Below are 18868 nucleotides of genomic sequence, written 5' to 3'. Positions count from 1 at the left end.
TTTCGCGTTTACGCGCCGGGCTCGGAGCGCTTCTCGGATTGCGCGTTCTCCATCGTCTCGCGGTTCTCTTCCGCCAGCTTCTTGTCCTGGCGCTTGAGTTCGCGTTCCACCGTGCCGCGGTCGCCCTCGGCCTGTTCCATCTTCGACATGTGATTCAGTGGTTCCATATCCGTGCTCCTTGTTTGTCTCAAGAAGCGAACAGGCGGTCGTAGGGAATGTTCCGAAAACCTCTGTTCAGGTGCCGGTGCCGGCCTGGTCCTTGTCGGCGGGGGCAAGCGACTTCTGGATGCGGCTGCGGCCGACATCGATCACATGCCGCATGGCAGCGATTGCTTTTTCCGGATCGCGTGAGGCAATCGCATGGGCAATGCGCAGGTGATTGCCGGCAATGTCCTCGATCATGTCGGGCGAGGAGGCCGGTGAAGACAGCTGGAAGGCGATGGAGAGCGCCGCCTCGATCAGCGCGCTTGCCGAATGCATGAAGGGGTTGCCAGACATGCGTGCGATCGCCAGATGAAATTCCAGATCGACCTTGGCAATGCTTTCCGGCGTATGCGCCAGATCGTCGAACCTTGCGGCAATGGCATAGAGCGCCACGATGTCATCGGCGGTCGCTCTGCGGGCTGCTGCTGCTGCTGCGGCCGGTTCGAGTGCGGTGCGCATTTCCGCCAGATGTTCGATGAAGGTCAGGTCGATTCCCGTTTCGCAACGCCATTCGAGAACATCGGGATCGAAGAAGTTCCAGTTCGCGCGAGGAAGAACGCGGGTTCCGACCTTTGCCTTCGGTTCGATCAGGCGCTTGGCGGCGAGCGTCTTCATCGCTTCGCGCAGCACCGTCCGCGAGACGGCGAATCGCTGCGACAGTTCGGCATCCCCGGGCAGGATCGAACCCTCCGGTATCTTGCCGGACACAATCGCATTGCCAAGCTCCGCCACCACATGCGCGTGGCTGCTGCCCCGCTTTTTACCCGTTATTGCCGTCTCAAGAAGCCCCACCAGTGTCTCTCCCGTATTTCCTCGTGCGCCATCAGCGCCAATCCACACGGCCGCTGTCGGGGGACGTATCCACCGATCGCCGCAAACTGCACAGATTGTCTCTCCCGCGCTAGACATATAATAATATTAATCCCCCATCAAAGCCCTTCTCAGGATTTGTACGACCGGAAATAGATTTCGTTATTCAAACGATTGAATGCTCATTGTTTAGGCAGGCATTCCACGCTGTGGAACAAATTCGGCAGAGGTCGAATATGAAATTGGCAGCTTGACAACGAACCCCCAGGTTAAATAGTCATATTAATAAAGGTGCTCGGCGCCTGGAGGAGTCTGCGGTGACGCCGCAGGAATGAGATTCAAGGGCAGGCTTTAAAAAATGTTGAGACTTCTGCAGGTGGCCGTCGACGGGCAGGTGCGCGTTGTTGCTTGGGATGGCGAGAGTGACGCCTATATCGTCGAGGGTGTGTCCTCGACCTATGACCTCGCGATGAAGGCGATTGCCGAGAACAAGGGTTTTGCCGATTATATCGCAACGCTCGGTAAAGGCCCGGCCGTTGATCTTGCTGCTGCCGAGCGTGAAGGCCGTCTCGGCCTCCCGGTTGCTCATCCGGATCCGGCCCATTTCATCGTTGCCGGCACTGGCCTTACTCATCTCGGTTCGGCTGATGGTCGCGACAAGATGCACAAGGCTGCACAGTCCACCGAAAAGCCGACCGATTCGATGCGCATGTTCCTGATGGGTGTCGAAGGCGGCAAGCCGAAGGCTGGCGAAACCGGTGTGCAGCCGGAATGGTTCTACAAAGGTGACGGTTCGCAGTTGAAGGCGACCGGCGAGGATCTCGTCTCGCCCGCTTTCGCGCTCGACGGCGGCGAAGAACCGGAACTCGCGGCCATCTACATGATCGGCCCGGACAAGATGCCGTATCGCCTCGGTTTCTGTCTTGCCAACGAATTTTCCGACCACGTGACGGAGAAGGGCAACTATCTCTGGCTTGCGCATTCCAAGCTGCGCCAGGCATCGCTTGGGGCGGAACTTCTGGTCGGCGAACTGCCGCAGCATGTGGAAGGCACCTCGCTGATCCGCCGCGGCGAAGAGGTGATCTTCGAAAAGCCGTTCCTGTCCGGCGAAGCGAATATGTCGCACACCATTGCCAACCTCGAGCATCATAACTTCAAGTACGATCTCTTCCGTCGCCCGGGCGACCTGCACGTGCATTTTTTCGGCACGGCGACCCTTTCCTTTTCGGAAGGCGTCAAGACGGAGCCGGGCGACCAGTTCGAGATTTCAGCGGCACCCTTCAAGTTGACGCTGGTCAACCGTCTGGCCATCGCCGAAGAGGCGCCGGTCACGATCCGTTCGCTGTAAGGGGAGGCGCTGATGTCCGCCATCCGTCTCGCCATCGTCGGTCTCGGCAAGATCGCCCGCGACCAGCACCTTCAGGCCATCGAAGCCACCGACGGCATCGATCTTGTTGCCGTTGCCAGCCGCAACGCCAAGCTCGAAGGTGTGCACTGTTTTCCCGACATTGATGCGCTGCTCGCCTCCGATGTCGAGGTGGATGCGGTGTCATTGTGCACGCCGCCGCAGGGGCGCTTCGAGCAGGCGCGGGCCGCTCTGCTTGCCGGCAAACACGTGATGCTCGAAAAGCCGCCGGGCGCCACGATCGCGGAAGTGTTTGCGCTCGATCAGCTGGCCAGACAGCAGGGCGTATCGTTGTTTGCAACCTGGCATTCGCGTGAGGCTGCTGCCGTCGAGCCGGCCCGCCAGCTGCTGGCCGATCGCACGATCCGCTCCCTGCATGTGGAATGGAAGGAAGACGTTCGTCACTGGCATCCCGGCCAGGACTGGATCTGGGAGCCGGGTGGCCTCGGCGTCTTCGATCCGGGCATCAACGCGCTTTCGATCGTCACCCGCATCATGCCGGAAAGCTTCCACCTCGTGGGATCCGACCTGTCCTTCCCGGCCAATCGGGCAGCGCCGATCGCCGCCGATCTTGAATTCAGGACGGCAAGCGGCCTCAAGCTGACGGCCGCCTTCGACTGGCGCCAGACGGGTCCGCAGACCTGGGATATCCGCATCGAGACGGACCGTGGATCGGTGGTTCTGACCCATGGCGGTAGTCGCCTGTTCGTTGATGGCGAGGCGCAGATCGTCGAGGAAGATCGCGAATACCGCAATCTTTACCGGCACTTCGTTTCTCTGGTGACGTCCGGCCAGTCGGATACGGATTTCTCGCCTCTGGTGCACGTCGCCGATGCTTTCATGCTCGGTCGCCGTCATGAAGTCGAGGCGTTCGAGGATTGACGCGAAAGCGGCGCCGCCGTTCACGCACAGCGCAGAAGAAGACAAGCTCATGAGCAAAGACACACTGCCCACCACGACCACAGGACCGAACGGCAAGCTGCGTTCGCGCGCCTGGTTCGACAATCCGGCCAATGCCGACATGACCGCGCTTTATCTCGAGCGCTACATGAACTTCGGCCTCAGCCAGGCAGAGCTGCAGTCGGATCGTCCGATCATCGGCATTGCCCAGACCGGTTCCGATCTGTCGCCGTGCAACCGTCACCACCTGGAGCTGGCCAATCGCCTGCGCGAAGGCATCCGCGAAGCCGGCGGGATTGCCATCGAATTCCCGGTCCATCCGATCCAGGAAACCGGCAAGCGCCCGACCGCGGGCCTCGACCGTAACCTTGCTTACCTCGGTCTCGTGGAAGTCCTCTATGGTTACCCGCTCGACGGCGTGATCCTGACCATCGGTTGCGACAAGACGACCCCAGCCTGTCTGATGGCCGCGGCCACCGTCAACATTCCGTCGATCGCCTTTTCGGTCGGCCCAATGCTGAACGGCTGGTTCCGCGGCGAACGCACCGGCTCCGGCACGATCGTCTGGAAGGCCCGCGAACTTCTGGCGAAGGGCGAGATCGACTACGCCGGTTTCGTCAAGCTCGTGGCGTCCTCGGCGCCGTCCACCGGCTATTGCAACACCATGGGCACGGCGACCACGATGAACTCGCTGGCCGAAGCGCTCGGTATGCAGCTGCCGGGTTCGGCCGCTATCCCGGCGCCTTATCGTGACCGGCAGGAAATGGCTTACCTCACCGGTCTTCGCATCGTCGAGATGGTCAAGGAAGATCTGAAGCCGTCCGACATCATGACGAAGGACGCCTTCATCAACGCGATCCGGGTGAACTCGGCCATCGGCGGTTCCACCAATGCGCCGATCCACCTGAACGGTCTTGCCCGCCACCTCGGCGTCGAGCTGACGGTCGACGACTGGCAGACCTATGGCGAAGAGATCCCGCTGCTCGTCAACCTGCAGCCGGCCGGCGAATATCTCGGCGAGGATTATTACCATGCCGGCGGTGTTCCGGCCGTCGTCAACCAGCTGATGAGCCAGGGCCTCATCATGGAAGACGCAATGACCGCCAACGGCAAGACCATTGGCGAAAACTGCCGTGGTGCGGTGATCGAAGACGAAAAGGTCATCCGCCCCTATGACCAGCCGCTCAAGGAGCGCGCAGGGTTCCGCGTGCTGCGCGGCAATCTCTTCTCGTCCGCCATCATGAAGACGAGCGTGATCTCCAAGGAATTCCGCGATCGTTACCTGTCGAACCCGAACGATCCGGAAGCCTTCGAAGGCAAGGCTGTCGTATTCGACGGGCCGGAGGACTACCATCACCGTATCGATGATCCGTCGCTCGGCATCGACGCCAACACGGTTCTTTTCATGCGTGGCGCCGGCCCGATCGGTTATCCGGGTGCCGCCGAAGTCGTCAACATGCGCGCGCCGGATTACCTGCTGAAGCAGGGCGTCACCTCGCTTCCGTGCATCGGTGACGGCCGTCAGTCCGGCACGTCCGGAAGCCCGTCGATTCTCAATGCCTCGCCGGAAGCGGCGGCCGGCGGCGGACTTGCGATCCTGAAGACCGGTGATCGCGTCCGCATCGATGTTGGTCGCGGCAAGGCAGACATCCTGATTTCCGCCGAGGAAATTGCCGCTCGTTATGCAGAGCTTGAAGCAAAGGGCGGTTACCAGTATCCGAAGCACCAGACGCCGTGGCAGGAAATCCAGCGCGGCATCGTCGGGCAGATGGAGACCGGCGCGGTTCTCGAACCGGCCGTGAAATATCAGCGGATCGCGCAGACGGAAGGCATTCCGCGCGACAACCACTGACGGAGGCCTTCACGGCGCGCAGTTCGTTCTGCGGTGTTCGGAGAGGTGTACCGGCTTTGACAATTGTGGGCGACGGTCTCGCCGCCCACGGGGGATGAATTTTCGGTCGGGCTCGAAGGGAGTCCGACAATCAGGAGGAGTACCAATGAAACTTTTCAAGTATCTCACCACGGCTGCCGTCTTCGCAGCAATGTCCATCGCTGCCCCGGCCGGCGCTGCCGACAAGGGTCTCGTTGGCGTTGCCATGCCGACCAAGTCGTCTGCCCGCTGGATCGCGGACGGCGACAACATGGTCAAGGTGCTCAAGGAGCGCGGTTACGACGTTGACCTGCAGTATGCGGAAGACGACATTCCGAACCAGCTTTCGCAGATCGAAAACATGGTCACCAAGGGCGCCAAGGTGCTCGTGATCGCCTCGATCGACGGCACCACGCTGTCGGACGTCCTGCAGCAGGCTGCCGACCAGAAGATCAAGGTCATCGCTTATGACCGCCTGATCCGTGACACGCCGAATGTTGACTACTACGCCACGTTCGACAACTTCCAGGTTGGCGTTCTGCAGGCAACGACCCTCGTGAAGGCTCTCAAGGCCGACACCGAAAAGGGCCCGTTCTACATCGAACTCTTCGGCGGTTCGCCGGACGATAACAACGCCTTCTTCTTCTACAACGGCGCGATGAGCGTTCTCCAGCCGCTGATCGACAAGGGCGTGCTGAAGGTCGGCTCTGGCCAGGTTGGCATGGACAAGGTTTCCACGCTGCGTTGGGACGGTGCAACCGCCCAGGCTCGTATGGACGCCATCCTGTCCGCATTCTATGCCGACAAGAAGGTGAATGCCGTTCTGTCGCCCTATGATGGTATCTCCATCGGCATCCTGTCCTCGCTGAAGGGCGTTGGTTATGGTTCCGGCGGCGTTCCGATGCCGTTCGTTTCCGGCCAGGACGCTGAAGTTCCGTCCGTCAAGTCGATCATCGCTGGCGAACAGTACTCCACCATCTTCAAGGACACCCGCGAACTCGCCAAGGTGACCGTAGACATGGTTGACGCTGCCATGAGCGGCAAGGAGCCGACCGTCAACGACACCAAGACCTACGACAACGGCAAGAAGGTCGTTCCGTCCTACCTGCTGAAGCCGGTTGCTGTGGACAAAAGCAACTGGAAGGAAGTCCTCGTCGGTTCCGGTTATTACACCGAAGCTCAGCTGAAGTAATATCTGAAGGACGTGGCGGCGCGTCGCAGCGCCGCCACGTTCGTATTTTTCCCCATCGGAGATGATGGCATGCTTGCTCCCGTGATTGCGGCCGAACGCCCGCCGATTTTGGAAATGCGCGGCATTTCCAAGTCCTTTGGTGCCGTGAAAGCCCTCTCCGACGTCAGCTTCACCGTGCGCGAAGGCGAAATCCACGCGCTCGTGGGTGAAAACGGCGCCGGCAAATCCACACTCATGAAGGTGCTGTCCGGCGTCTATCCGCACGGCAGCTATGAAGGCTCGATCCTTTTTGCCGGTGAAGAGCGGCAATTCCGCGACATCAACGATACCGAAGCCCTCGGCATCATCATTATTCACCAGGAACTCGCGCTTATTCCGCTGATGTCGATTGCCGAGAACATCTTTCTCGCCAATGCACCGTCCCGTTTCGGCGTGATCGACCGTTCCGCCGTGCACGAGCGCACCAAGGCGCTTTTGGCCAAGGTCGGCCTCAGCGAGCAGCCGGACACGCTCATCACCAATCTCGGTGTCGGCAAGCAGCAGTTGGTCGAAATCGCCAAGGCGTTGTCGAAGGACGTGCGCCTGCTGATCCTCGATGAGCCCACCGCCTCGCTGAACGAAAAGGACAGCGCAGCGCTGCTGGAACTCCTCAAGGAATTCCGCAACCAGGGCATCACGTCGATCCTCATCAGCCACAAGCTGAACGAGATTTCCGAAGTTGCAGACCAGATCACGGTCCTTCGCGACGGACGTTCCGTCGGCACGCTGGACTGCCATGCCGATGTCATCTCCGAAGACGAGATCATCCGCCGGATGGTCGACCGCGACATGGAAAGCCGTTACCCGAAGCGCACGCCGAAGATCGGCGAGGTGATTTTCGAGGTCGAAAACTGGTCCGTCTACCATCCCCAGCATACCCACCGGCAGGTCGTGAAGAATGTCGGACTGACGGTGCGCGCTGGCGAGGTCGTCGGCATTTCGGGCCTGATGGGTGCCGGCCGGACCGAATTCGCCATGAGCGTGTTCGGACGATCCTGGGGCCGCAACATTACCGGCGCCGTGCGCATGCATGGCAAGCCCGTGGATGTCTCCACCGTCAACAAGGCCATCGATGCAGGCCTTGCCTATGTGACGGAAGACCGCAAACACCTCGGGCTGATCCTGGCGGAAGATATCCGCAAGAACATCTCGCTGGCAAACCTTCCGGGTGTCTCGCGCCGCAGCGTGATCGACGACATTTCCGAAATGAAGGTCGCGCAGGATTTTCGCGCGCGCATGCGTATCCGCAGCCACAATGTCTATCAGGAAACCGGCAAACTGTCCGGCGGCAACCAGCAGAAGGTGGTGCTGTCCAAGTGGCTGTTCACCGATCCGGACCTGCTGATCCTCGACGAACCGACCCGTGGTATCGATGTCGGCGCGAAATACGAAATTTATTCCATCATCAACGAACTCGCGGATGCCGGAAAGGCAGTCGTGGTGATCTCCTCGGAAATGCCGGAGCTGATCGGGATCTGCGATCGCATCCTGGTCATGCATGAGGGTGAATTCGTCGGCGAAGTGGCCGGCGAGGACGCCACACAGGAGAACATCATGCGCGCCATCATGCGCCGCAAGGGGAGAGACGAATGACCACGCCAGAAACCACCGCACCGCCGCTACAGAGCGCTGCCGGCTTCCTTAAGGACAACCTGCGCGAATACGGGATGCTGATGTCGCTTGTCGTCATCGTCATCTTCTTCCAGTTCGCCACGGGCGGCATCCTGCTGAAGCCGCTCAACCTGACGAACATCATCCTGCAGAACAGCTACATCGTCATCATGGCGCTGGGCATGCTGATGATCATCGTGACCGGCCACATCGACCTGTCGGTCGGTTCGGTTGCCGGCTTCATCGGCGCCGTCGCCGCCATGATGATGGTGCAGTACAATTTCGACTTCGTCACGGCCTGTATCATCTGCCTGTTCCTTGGCGGCCTGATCGGCGCGGTTCAGGGTTATTTTGTTGCCTACCTGAAGATCCCGTCCTTCATCGTGACGCTCGCCGGCATGCTCGTTTTTCGCGGCCTGATGATTGCGGTCCTCAGCGGTCGTTCGATCGGCCCGTTTGACGTGACTTTCCAAAGGCTGTCGTCCGGCTTCATTCCGGAATTCATCTCGTCGGAAGGCGGGCTCTACCTGACCTCGCTCATCCTCGGCGTTGCTGTTGCAGCCTTTCTCGTCTGGCAGAACGTCAAGAGCCGCGGGCGCCGCCTGTCGCATGGCGTTGAGACCGAGCCGTTCGGCTTCTTCGTTGCCAAGAACATCATCGTTCTGGCTGCCGTCAGTTACGTCGCCTATCTGATTGCCTCGCATCGCGGCATGCCGAACGTGTTGATCGTCATGGCGCTCCTGATCGCCGCCTACGGCTTCTTCACCAACCGCACGATCATCGGTCGCCAGATCTATGCGGTCGGTGGCAATGCGCGTGCCGCAGAACTGTCCGGCATCAAGACGAACCGCCTCGTCTTCTGGACGTTTGCCAACATGGGCGTTCTCGCGGCGCTTGGCGGCCTTGTGGTTGCGGCCCGCCTCAACAGCGCCACGCCGAAGGCCGGTTCCGGCTTCGAGCTCGACGTCATCGCCGCCTGCTTTATCGGTGGCGCCTCCGCCTATGGCGGCGTCGGCAAGGTGACGGGTGCCGTCATCGGCGCCTTCCTGATGGGTGTGATGAACAACGGCATGTCCATCCTCGGCATCGGTATCGACTACCAGCAGGTCATCAAGGGCCTGGTGCTCCTTGGCGCGGTGTGCGTGGACGTCTACAACCAGCGTCGTTGAGCATCCTCCCAAGCGTTCCGGCCTGAAAAAGGCCGCCGATCCAGATGGGTCGGCGGCCTTTTCATGTGTCCATCATAGTCTTTGCAGGAACAGGACCGGCATCAGCCGGTCGCGCTTTCAGCCCATCCGTTCGGAGGCATAGGAACCCGGGCTTGGCGGGAATACGATCGTCCGGTTGCCGTTGATGAAGGTACGGTGGTGGATATGGGCGTGGATGGCGCGTGCCAGCACCTGGGCTTCGACGTCACGGCCAAGCGAGACATAATCGTCCGGCGACTGGGCATGGGTCACACGCACCGTGTCCTGTTCGATGATCGGGCCCTCGTCGAGGTCTGCCGTCACGTAATGGGCGGTGGCGCCGATCAGTTTCACGCCGCGCTGATAGGCCTGCTTGTAGGGATTGGCCCCCTTGAAGCTCGGCAGGAAGGAGTGGTGGATGTTGATGATCCGACCCGACATTTTCTGGCAGAGCTCATCGGATAGCACCTGCATGTAGCGGGCCAGCACCACCAGTTCCGTTCCCGTCTGCTCGACGAGATCCAGCAGCTGCGCTTCGGCCTGCGGTTTGTTGTCCTTGGTCACCTTGATGTGGTGGAAGGGGATGTCGTGATTGACCACCACCTTCTGGTAATCGAAGTGGTTGGAGACGACACCGACGATATCGATCGGCAGTGCGCCGATCTTCCAGCGGTAGAGCAGGTCGTTCAGGCAGTGGCCAAACCGCGACACCATCAGCAGAACCTTCATGCGCTCGGCAGCATCGAATATATCGGCCTGCATCGAGAACTTGGTGGCGATTGGCGCAAGGCCGTCGATGAGCGTGGCACGATCGACGCCCTCTTCGGAAATGAACGAGATCCGCATGAAGAATTTCTGCGTGTCAAAATCATCGAACTGCGAGGAATCGACGATGTTGCCCCCCTTGTCCGCCAGATAACCGGACAAGGCGGCCACGATGCCGCGGGCGGTCGGGCAGGTCACGGTCAGCACATAGCTCTTCATCGTCATTCGTCTCCGTGGGGCACTGGCCCCGGGGTGATGGTGGCAGTTTCCGGCGAGGCGCCGGTGGTGGGGTGACATCGCAATAACCGAGATTGACGAGAGTTCAAGTCTCTCGCGCACCGGCCTTGTTGTCGCGCAGTTGCCGCAGGATGACCGGCGTGCCGTAACGGAGCCGTTCCGCAAGCGTCGTGGAGCCGCCAATCCCCGCCGTTTCGGATGTTGCCCTTGATTTCGGTCAAGGTACGGCCATCAAACCGATCTATTGTCGACATCCGGGAGGACGTGCCAATGAACCGCCAGGACAGGACCATGCTCGAAGATCGCATCCGCCGCCCATCCCTGATCGACAAGATTGTCACCCCCAAGGAGGCCGCAGCCCTGATTGCGGATGGCATGGTGATCGGTATGAGCGGCTTTACCCGCGCGGGCGATGCAAAGGCCGTCCCGGTTGCCATGGCCGAGCGCGCCAAAACCGATCCGTTCCAGATCACGCTCCTGACTGGCGCTTCCCTTGGCCACGACATTGACCGGATGCTGACGGAGGCGCATGTGCTGGCCCGTCGCATGCCGTTCCAGACGGACGCAACCCTGCGTGCTGCCATCAATCGCGGCGAAGTGATGTTCGTCGACCAGCACCTGTCTGAGACTGTCGAGCACCTGCGTTCGAACCAGCTCGGTCCCATCGACTACGCCATCATCGAGGCCGCCGCCATCCGGCTGGATGGCGGCATCATTCCCTCGACATCTATCGGCAATTCGGCAAGCTTTGCGATCCTCGCAAAGAAGATCATCATCGAGATCAACCTGTCCCAGACGCTCGATCTGGAAGGGCTGCACGATATCTATATTCCGACCAAGCGCCCAACGCGCGAGGCGATCCCGGTTGTTGCCTGCGACACGCGCGCCGGCCTGCCCTATATCCCCGTCGATCCGAACAAGATCGCCGCCATCGTGATCACGCAGGAACAGGACAGCTTTTCGACTGTCGAACCGGCTGATGCCGAGACCCAGGCGATCGCCGGCCACCTGATCCGTTTCTTCGAGGACGAGGTTCGCCTCGGCAGGCTTGATCTGACACTCAATCCTCTGCAGGCCGGCATCGGAACGATCGCCAACTCCGTGCTGTCGGGCCTGGCCGATGGGCCTTTCCATCATCTGCGCATGTATAGCGAGGTGCTGCAGGACAGCACGTTCGATCTCTTCGATGCCGGAAAGCTTAGCTTTGCGTCCGGATCGTCGATCACCCTGTCTTCCGCCTGCGCTGCCCGCGTCTATGCCGATTTCCGCCGCTACAAGGACCGGCTTGTTTTGCGGCCGCAGGAGATCAGCAACCATCCGGAAGTCATCCGCCGCCTCGGTGTGATCGGCATCAACACCGCGCTCGAAGTCGACATCTATGGCAATGTCAACTCGACGCATGTGAACGGCACACACATGATGAACGGGATTGGCGGTTCCGGTGATTTTGCCCGCAATGCCTATCTGTCCATCTTCGTCACGAAATCGCTTGCCAAGGGCGGGCGCATTTCCTCCATCGTGCCGATGGTGCCGCATGTGGATCATACCGAACACGATGTCGATATCATCGTGACCGAAAACGGCTTGGCGGACCTGCGCGAACTTGCGCCGCGCGAGCGGGCCGAACGGATCATCCGCCATTGCGCGCATCCGACCTATCGTGAGGAACTCCTCGACTACTTCCAGCGGGCGGTCGCCCGTGGCGGACATACGCCCCATCTCCTGGAGGAGGCGCTGTCCTGGCATCAGCGCAGCCGCGAGAGCGGCTCGATGCGGGAAACGAAGGAGGTCCGTGCCGCGGCGGAGTGATCTTGTCCTGCCCTTCCATCCCGAGACAACCGCTGCAATCGGCCTTTTGCAGGTGCCCCGACGGTATTGCGAATTCTGAGAGCGAAAATTTCTCGCTTTATTAGTGGTTTCTTCAGTTGCGGCGCGCCAAATGGTCAGACCGGTCCGTGGGATCGGACGCCCAGTCGTCCGGCCGATGGTATCGGATGCCGGCGATTGGAGAGATGGAACTGAGCGGCCTTCTCCCTGACACCGGTCAACGGGCTAGTCGGGGGCGATGGGGCTAACTTGAAATCGGCACTACAGGGCGTGCAGCGTCGTCAGCGCGGCATCAATCCGAGCATTCTGGCCCTTGCGGCCCTTGCCGTCGTCTGCACGCTGTTGCTGGCTTTGTCTGCCATTTCCAACAGTTTCGCCCGTGTGCAGGCCGCTCGCGACACCGCGCAATGGATCGAAAAATTCGGGATCGTCTTTGATGCCGCGACATGGATCTCCGCGGAACGAGGCCCGGCCAACAGCTATATGGCTGCCGGCGCTGCGCAGGCGGCCGCAGCGAGAGAGGCGTGGGAACGCGCCAAGGCGCAGACCGATGTTGCGATGACAGCCGTCGAAAGCCTTGGTGTTACAGCACGGGCCATCGAGGAGGTGCGCCATCAACTGATGGCCGGGCGGGTTCTGGTCGAGTTGAACGCCATGAAGCCCCTAGAGCGGCGGACGCCGGAAGAGGTTCAACAGGCGATCGAAACCATGTTCAAGGCCTGGGATCGTTATCGCTCTGGCGTCATGACGCGCTGGGGTGCGGCGGCGATCGAACACGAACCGCTTCTGGCGGATGTGGTGCTGAAGGGATCGGCCTTCAGCGACCTGCGCGAATATGCCGGCCGGATCGGCTCCTACCTCATCGGACCGATGACCGCGCGGGTAGCGATCCCCGACCGCAATCTTCAAGCCATCAACAGTCTGCGCAACCAGATCGAACAGACATGGCAACTGCTCGCACCGGCGCGTCTTGCCCACAAGCCCGGAATGCAGTTTCACGACAGAGCGCTCGATGTGCAGCGGATCTACCTGACATCCGGTCTGCAACTCATCGATGAGGAGATCGAAAACGGCCGGCGGAAGGGCGAGTTTGCGCGGGATGCCGCCACATTTACCCGCGAATACGTGCAGTTGATGCAGCCGCTCACCGAATTGCGCAACGGTTACCTGCAATACTTGCGCGCCAAACACAAAAATCAGATCCGGACATCAACCATCGATCTTTTTGTCGACGGTGCCCTTGCGGTGGTGTTGCTTGCCCTTGTGCCGGTGTTTCTGGCGATTATCCGTATCCGAATCCTGCGGCCGCTTCTGCGCGGCGTCGCGGATGTGATTGCGCTGGCCGAAGGGCGCAAGCCGGGAACCCGTGCGAAGGATCATCCGATTGCCGAGATTGCGGCCCTGTTTGCGGCAATCCGTATTCTCGAAGACGGGTTGAAGGAGCGTGCCCGCCTGACACGGGAATTCGAAAAGCTGTCACAGACCGATAGTCTGACCGGACTTCTCAATCGGCGCGGTTTCGAAATCGAAGCCCATGCCATTGCCGAGGAAGGCCCGGCCTGTCTCATCATCGCGGATATCGATCACTTCAAGGAGGTCAACGACCGTCATGGGCATCCGGCCGGTGACCGTGTGCTGGTGGGGGTGGCAGCCATTCTGCGCCAGACGGCCGGCGCCTCTTGCCGGATCGGCCGGATCGGTGGCGAAGAATTTGCCGTGCTCTGTCCGGGCCTTGGCCTGGAAGAGGCAACGCGTCTGGCGGAAGAGATCCGCCTTTCGGTCGCCAAACAGGATTTTCCGCTGACAGAGACGACCAGCCTGACCGTCAGTCTCAGCCTCGGCGTCGCTCCCAGCACCTTTGCCGGCAGCTGGACGGAACAGGTTCGTCAGGCCGATGCCGCCCTTTATCGGGCGAAATCCGACGGCAGAAACTGCGTGCGGGTCGTCGTCGGAGGGAATGGGCCGATCGCGCCTCACAATATTTCCACGGCTGCCTGAACCGGACGATTGCGCCTATGGAGGCTGGACAGATCTATTGGATGTCGTTATGTAATGTTATTACACAACCAATGGGGTGCGTTCGTTATCTGATGTCTTCAAGACCCTTGACCCGATCCGTCCCACACGGTTATCTGGATTCGATGGTTCCTCATTTCCGAAAGGAGAGGAGGATTAATAGGGAACACGGTGCGACGACCATCCGGTCGTTCAGTCCGTGGCTGCCCCCGCAACTGTAAGCGGATGCCAATCGTCCTTGTGACGCTTTCAAAAGCGTCATGTCACTGCGCCCCTTGGCGCGGGAAGGCAGGCGAAAGGCGAAAACCGCGAGCCAGGAGACCTGCCATCACAACGATGTCCAACGTCACGGGCGGGGATGCCCGGAACAGGAGCCACCAATGATGACGCTGCTTTTGCGGCAACAGCAATTGCTGACCAGTTTTTTCCCCGGACGCCAGGGCCTTCACTGCCGACGAGCGGTCTGACCGCTCTTGGCCTTTCACCGATGTGGCCGATCAGGCCCTCTTTCTGGGGATACTACCATGACAATTCTACCGACACGCTTCCTGCGTGCCGTCGCGAGTGCAATCGTTCTTGCGGTCGGCTTGACGTCTGTTCCGGCGCATGCAGAGCAGACAAGCTATCCGCTGACCATCCGCAATTGCGGGCGTGACCTCACCTTTGCCAAGCCGCCGCAGCGCGCGGTCTCGCTCGGACAGAGCACGACCGAGATCCTCTATCTTTTAGGGCTTGCGGACAAGACCGTCGGCACCGCCGTGTGGCTGGGCCCGGTGCTGAAGGGTTTTGAGGAGGCGAACGCCAAGGTGCCGCGGCTTGCCGATAACGATCCGAGCTTTGAAAGCGTGATTGCCCGCAAGCCCGATATCGTCACCGTGCAGTTCCAATGGCATATCGGCCCGAAGGGTACGGTCGGGACGATCGAGCAGTTCGCCGACCTCAAGATTCCGATCTATACGTCTCCCGCCGATTGCATCGGCAAAGACAATTCCTCCGGCGGCGACGGTGTGCGCGCGGAAGCCTTTTCGATGGATCTGATCTACCAGGAGATCCGTGATCTGGCGCAGATCTTCGATGTGCAGGACAGGGGAGAGCAGGTCGTCGCCGATTTGAAGGCGCGTGAAGAGGCTGCCCGCCAGAAGATCGCCTCCTCCGGTGGAAAGCTTTCGGCAGTCTTCTGGTTCTCCAGCGCCAATCCGGCAGCAGATCCTTACGTCGCCGGCAAGAACGGCGCGCCCGGTTATGTGATGAAGGCGCTCGGTATCCGCAACATCATCGAAAGCGACGAGGAATGGCCGACGATCGGCTGGGAAACCATTGCCAAGGCCGATCCCTCCATCATCGTGGCCGCACGCATGGAGCGGCGGCGGTTTCCGGCCGATGATATCGCGGTCAAGCACCAATTCCTGAAAAACGATCCGGTGACGAGCCTGATGACGGCCGTCAAGCAGAACCGTATCGTGGATCTCGATGCGCAGACGATGAACCCGACGATCCGCACGATTGACGGCATCGAAGCGCTCGCGGATTCCATCGCCGAGCTGGGCCTTGCCCGGTGACCGCGATCGCCCTTCCGCTCAAATTGGGGGCTGCTTTGGCAGCCCTCTTCCTGCTCACAGTGTCCCTCTGGATGGGCGCCGCGATTGGTGAGACGTCGATCCCGCTGGACATCGTCGCGAAGGCCTTTGCCAATCGCGTCTGGCAGGCGGGATATCCGATCGACCCGATCGACGAGGGCATCATCTGGAGCTATCGGTTGAGCCGCGTCGTGGTGGCCGCCTGCTGCGGATCGGCGCTTGCGCTGTCGGGTGTCGTGCTGCAATCGCTGCTGCGCAATCCGCTGGCCGATCCTTATGTGCTCGGCATTTCGGCGGGCGCCTCCACGGGGGCGGTCTCGGTGGCGATCCTCGGTTTCGGCGGTGGTCTCATCGGCCTGCCGCTGGGAGCCTTCGCAGGTGCCCTGATTGCTTTTCTGGCGGTGAGCCTGCTTGCGCTCCGGGCCGGGCGAGGTTCCGCCGCCATCATTCTGGCCGGCGTTGCCGGCTCGCAGCTGTTCCACGCACTCACCTCCTTCATCGTCACCAAGGCGGCCAATGCCGAACAGGCACGCGGCATCATGTTCTGGCTGCTCGGCAATCTGTCCGGTGTGCGTTGGCCGGATGTCGGCCTGGCCCTGCCGGCGGCGCTCGCCGGACTTGTGATCTGCCTGGCGCAGGCGCGGTCGCTCGACGCCTTCGCCTTCGGCAAGGAATCGGCCGCCTCGCTCGGCATTCCGGTACGGCGCGTCTACGCGGTGCTGATTGCCGCCACCGCGATGATGACGGCGGTGATGGTGTCGCTCGTCGGCTCCATCGGTTTTGTCGGTCTCGTCATTCCCCATGCGACCCGCATGCTGGTCGGTGTGCGTCACGGCACGCTTCTGCCGGCCGCCGCGGTGATCGGCGCGATCTTCATGGTTTTCGCCGATATTCTGTCGCGGATCCTGATTGCCGGCCAGGTTCTGCCGATCGGCGTCGTGACCGCGCTTTTCGGAGCACCCGCATTCGCACTGATCATGAGCCAGAGGAGGGCGAGCCTGTGAAACTCGAAGCCAAGGATCTCTCCTGGTCCATGGGAGGTCAGACGATTGTCGATTCGGTATCTTTTTGTGTCGAGTCTGGCGAGTTTTTCGGCATCGTCGGGCCGAACGGTTCCGGCAAGTCCAGTCTGATCTCCATGCTGGCGGGTCTTCGTCGCCCTAGGGTCGGCACGGTGAGGCTGGGCGAGGTGGCCGTTTCGGCCCTCCCACGCCGCGAATTGGCGCAACGCCTTGCCCTTGTCGAACAGCAGGCGGACACGTCCGAACGAATGACTGCCCGTCAGGCGGTGGAGCTTGGCCGCACGCCCTATCTTGGGCTTGCATCACCGTGGTCGCGTGAGGACGATCGGGTGGTGGACCATGCGCTCGCCTCCGTCGGCATGACGCATCTTGCGCATCGGATCTGGCATACGCTATCGGGCGGGGAACGTCAGAGGCTGCATATTGCCCGCGCCCTTGCACAGCAGCCGAAGCTTCTCATTCTGGATGAGCCGACCAACCATCTGGATATCGGCCACCAGATCGGCCTTCTCGATCTCGTTCGCCGGCTCGACCTGACGGTGGTCGCCGCTCTGCACGACCTCAATCACGCGGCGATGTTCTGTGACCGCATCGCGGTGATGAAGTCCGGGTGCATCGTGGCGGTGGGCCGACCGGAAACCGTGTTGACCGAAGACCTGATCCGCGACGTCTTTAATGTCCGGGCCGATGTCGAACAGCTTGCCGAAGGATGCGCAATCCGCTTCCGGCCGGACGGTCGAGGTGCGGCGGCAGAACGCGCCACACCCCGTCTGGTGTCATGACTGCGGCTGCTTCGTCTTGCGCAGATACGGCAGAACCGTGTCGAAGGAGCCGAAGCGGGCGATTGCATCCTCGTTGGAAACGGCTGCGGTGATGATCACGTCATCACCCTGCTGCCAGTTCGCGGGCGTCGCGACCTGGTGGCGTGCGGTCAGTTGGATCGAATCGATGGCGCGCAGGATTTCGTTGAAGTTGCGCCCCGTCGTCATCGGATAGGTGAGGATCAGCTTGATCTTCTTGTCGGGACCGATCACGTAGACCGAACGCACGGTCGCATTGTCGGCGGGCGTGCGGCCCTCGGAACTGTCGCCCGCGCCGGCCGGCAGCATGTCGTAAAGTTTTGCCACCTTCAGGTCCTTGTCGCCAATCAGCGGATAATCGACCTCGAAACCGGTGGCGGTTCGGATATCGGCCTTCCACTTGGCATGGCTTTCCACCGGATCGACGGAAATGCCGATGATCTTGACGCCACGCTTGCGAAATTCACCTTCGAGGCCGGCCATCGCGCCAAGTTCGGTCGTGCAGACCGGCGTGAAGTTCTTCGGATGCGAAAAAAGGACCGCCCATCCGTCGCCGATCCATTCATGAAAACTCAGCGGACCGGCCGTGGTTTCGGCGGTGAAGTCCGGGGCGATGTCATTGATGCGCAGGGACACGTGTCTTTTCCTCCATGGGTTCTTCCGATGGCGCCCACCATAATCCCGCAAAACGCCATGGCCAGACAGAGGTTTTCGCAAAGTGCGGGACTTCCGGAAAATCTGTTTGGTCGACCGGTTGTCCTCGCAGCAGGTTTAAACCATTCGCATATTCGCTCCGTCTCAGGCACACTCCAGCGACCTTTGACATTTCAAATACCGGTTCTTAAAGCTTGGAAAAAACCAATCAGAATGAGGGGCAGCACCGATAATGGATACGGACGTCGCATCTGTCGATCTTGAGATGATCACGCATGGCCCGGAGGCGCGCGCCAAGCCGGAAACCCGTCTCTGGCTGAGGATGCTGTCCACTACCAAGCTGATCTCGACGGAAATCCGCAAGCGGTTGAGGGCCGAGTTCGGTGCCACGCTGCCGCAATTCGACCTGATGGCGCAGCTCTACCGGGAGCGGGGAGGTCTGCGCCTGGGCGAATTGTCGAAACGCACGATGGTGACGAATGGCAATGTGACCGGGCTTGTGGAACGGCTGGAGGCGGAAGGCCTCGTCGTGCGTGAAACGCCGACGGCGGATCGGCGCGTGACGGTTGCCCGTCTGACAGAGGAGGGGACACGTGTGTTCTCGGCCATGGCGGAGGCCCACGAGACCTGGCTTCGCGAACTGATGGCCGATGTCGGGACGGACCGGATCGTGTCCCTCTGGGAAGAGATCGGTCACGTCAAGCGATCCACGGCCAACCATCTGAGTGGCATCGAGGGGGAGTGAACCCCGG

General features: G+C 60.9%; 16 protein-coding genes and 1 riboswitch. Of the genes, 12 read left to right on the top strand and 4 right to left on the bottom strand.

The genetic code is table 11. The features are described 5' to 3' along the window. Window positions 1–8 precede the first annotated feature (8 nt). Together OU993_RS17330 and OU993_RS17325 are read right to left on the bottom strand one after the other, a co-directional pair. Complete coding sequence (locus OU993_RS17330; RefSeq protein WP_268159504.1) at window positions 9–167, bottom strand: hypothetical protein; 159 nt, start codon at window positions 165–167, stop codon at window positions 9–11. A 67-nt stretch (window positions 168–234) separates the two neighbouring features. Further along, complete coding sequence (locus OU993_RS17325; RefSeq protein ID WP_268159503.1) at window positions 235–996, bottom strand: FadR/GntR family transcriptional regulator; 762 nt, start codon at window positions 994–996, stop codon at window positions 235–237. 376 nt (window positions 997–1372) lie between these two features. Here OU993_RS17325 and araD1 point away from each other — a divergent pair, with 376 nt between their 5' ends. The 6 genes from araD1 (at window position 1373) to mmsB (ending at window position 9200) form a co-directional block, all read left to right on the top strand. Further along, window positions 1373–2362 carry an AraD1 family protein gene (gene araD1, locus OU993_RS17320; RefSeq protein WP_268159501.1) on the top strand — a complete coding sequence of 330 codons (990 nt, stop codon included), beginning with the start codon at window positions 1373–1375 and terminating at the stop codon, window positions 2360–2362. Between the two features lie 12 nt (window positions 2363–2374). Further along, the gene (locus OU993_RS17315; RefSeq protein WP_268159499.1) at window positions 2375–3301 is read left to right on the top strand and encodes a Gfo/Idh/MocA family protein; all 927 of its coding nucleotides are present in this window, start codon (window positions 2375–2377) and stop codon (window positions 3299–3301) included. A gap of 49 nt (window positions 3302–3350) precedes the next feature. Beyond that, a complete protein-coding gene (locus OU993_RS17310) occupies window positions 3351–5171 on the top strand; it encodes an IlvD/Edd family dehydratase (RefSeq protein WP_268159497.1) in 1821 nt (606 codons plus the stop codon). A 145-nt stretch (window positions 5172–5316) separates the two neighbouring features. After that, a complete protein-coding gene (chvE, locus tag OU993_RS17305) occupies window positions 5317–6381 on the top strand; it encodes a multiple monosaccharide ABC transporter substrate-binding protein (protein ID WP_442792977.1) in 1065 nt (354 codons plus the stop codon). 69 nt (window positions 6382–6450) lie between these two features. Continuing rightward, window positions 6451–8013: a multiple monosaccharide ABC transporter ATP-binding protein gene (gene mmsA / locus OU993_RS17300; RefSeq protein ID WP_268159495.1), complete on the top strand. Its 1563-nt coding sequence runs from the start codon at window positions 6451–6453 to the stop codon at window positions 8011–8013. Next, window positions 8010–9200 carry a multiple monosaccharide ABC transporter permease gene (gene mmsB, locus OU993_RS17295; protein ID WP_268159493.1) on the top strand — a complete coding sequence of 397 codons (1191 nt, stop codon included), beginning with the start codon at window positions 8010–8012 and terminating at the stop codon, window positions 9198–9200. Before mmsA ends, mmsB begins: the two co-directional genes overlap by 4 nt. A 117-nt stretch (window positions 9201–9317) precedes the next feature. On the opposite strand, the gene purU is transcribed toward mmsB, so the two are convergent. Beyond that, window positions 9318–10202: a formyltetrahydrofolate deformylase gene (gene purU / locus OU993_RS17290; protein ID WP_268159720.1), complete on the bottom strand. Its 885-nt coding sequence runs from the start codon at window positions 10200–10202 to the stop codon at window positions 9318–9320. A gap of 309 nt (window positions 10203–10511) precedes the next feature. On the opposite strand from purU, the gene OU993_RS17285 reads away from it, so the two are divergent. From OU993_RS17285 to OU993_RS17265, 5 genes are all read left to right on the top strand, one after another. Then, on the top strand, window positions 10512–12029 hold the full coding sequence (locus OU993_RS17285) for an acetyl-CoA hydrolase/transferase family protein (RefSeq protein ID WP_268159491.1): 1518 nt from the start codon (window positions 10512–10514) through the stop codon (window positions 12027–12029). Between the two features lie 267 nt (window positions 12030–12296). After that, window positions 12297–14045, top strand: coding sequence for a GGDEF domain-containing protein (locus tag OU993_RS17280; RefSeq protein ID WP_268159489.1), 1749 nt, complete (start codon window positions 12297–12299; stop codon window positions 14043–14045). A 127-nt stretch (window positions 14046–14172) separates the two neighbouring features. After that, a riboswitch (cobalamin riboswitch) is annotated at window positions 14173–14407 on the top strand. 180 nt (window positions 14408–14587) lie between these two features. Continuing rightward, entirely contained in the window at window positions 14588–15622 is a 1035-nt protein-coding gene (locus OU993_RS17275; protein ID WP_268159487.1) for an ABC transporter substrate-binding protein, read from the top strand. 23 nt (window positions 15623–15645) lie between these two features. Further along, entirely contained in the window at window positions 15646–16644 is a 999-nt protein-coding gene (locus OU993_RS17270; RefSeq protein ID WP_268159718.1) for a FecCD family ABC transporter permease, read from the top strand. 29 nt (window positions 16645–16673) lie between these two features. Beyond that, window positions 16674–17444, top strand: a complete 771-nt coding sequence (locus tag OU993_RS17265) for an ABC transporter ATP-binding protein (RefSeq protein ID WP_442792994.1) — start codon at window positions 16674–16676, stop codon at window positions 17442–17444. On the opposite strand, the gene OU993_RS17260 is transcribed toward OU993_RS17265, so the two are convergent. Further along, window positions 17439–18098: a peroxiredoxin gene (locus OU993_RS17260; protein ID WP_268159483.1), complete on the bottom strand. Its 660-nt coding sequence runs from the start codon at window positions 18096–18098 to the stop codon at window positions 17439–17441. The two genes, OU993_RS17265 and OU993_RS17260, sit on opposite strands and share 6 nt — an antisense overlap. 250 nt (window positions 18099–18348) lie before the next feature. On the opposite strand from OU993_RS17260, the gene OU993_RS17255 reads away from it, so the two are divergent. Then, entirely contained in the window at window positions 18349–18861 is a 513-nt protein-coding gene (locus OU993_RS17255; RefSeq protein WP_442792976.1) for a MarR family winged helix-turn-helix transcriptional regulator, read from the top strand. The last annotated feature ends 7 nt before the right edge of the window (window positions 18862–18868 follow it).

Origin of the sequence: Rhizobium sp. SL86, from assembly GCF_026672545.1 — a bacterium.
Lineage (GTDB): Bacteria > Pseudomonadota > Alphaproteobacteria > Rhizobiales > Rhizobiaceae > Neorhizobium.
Note: the sequence above shows the minus strand (reverse complement) of the source record. Positions and strands in the feature narration are given on the sequence as shown.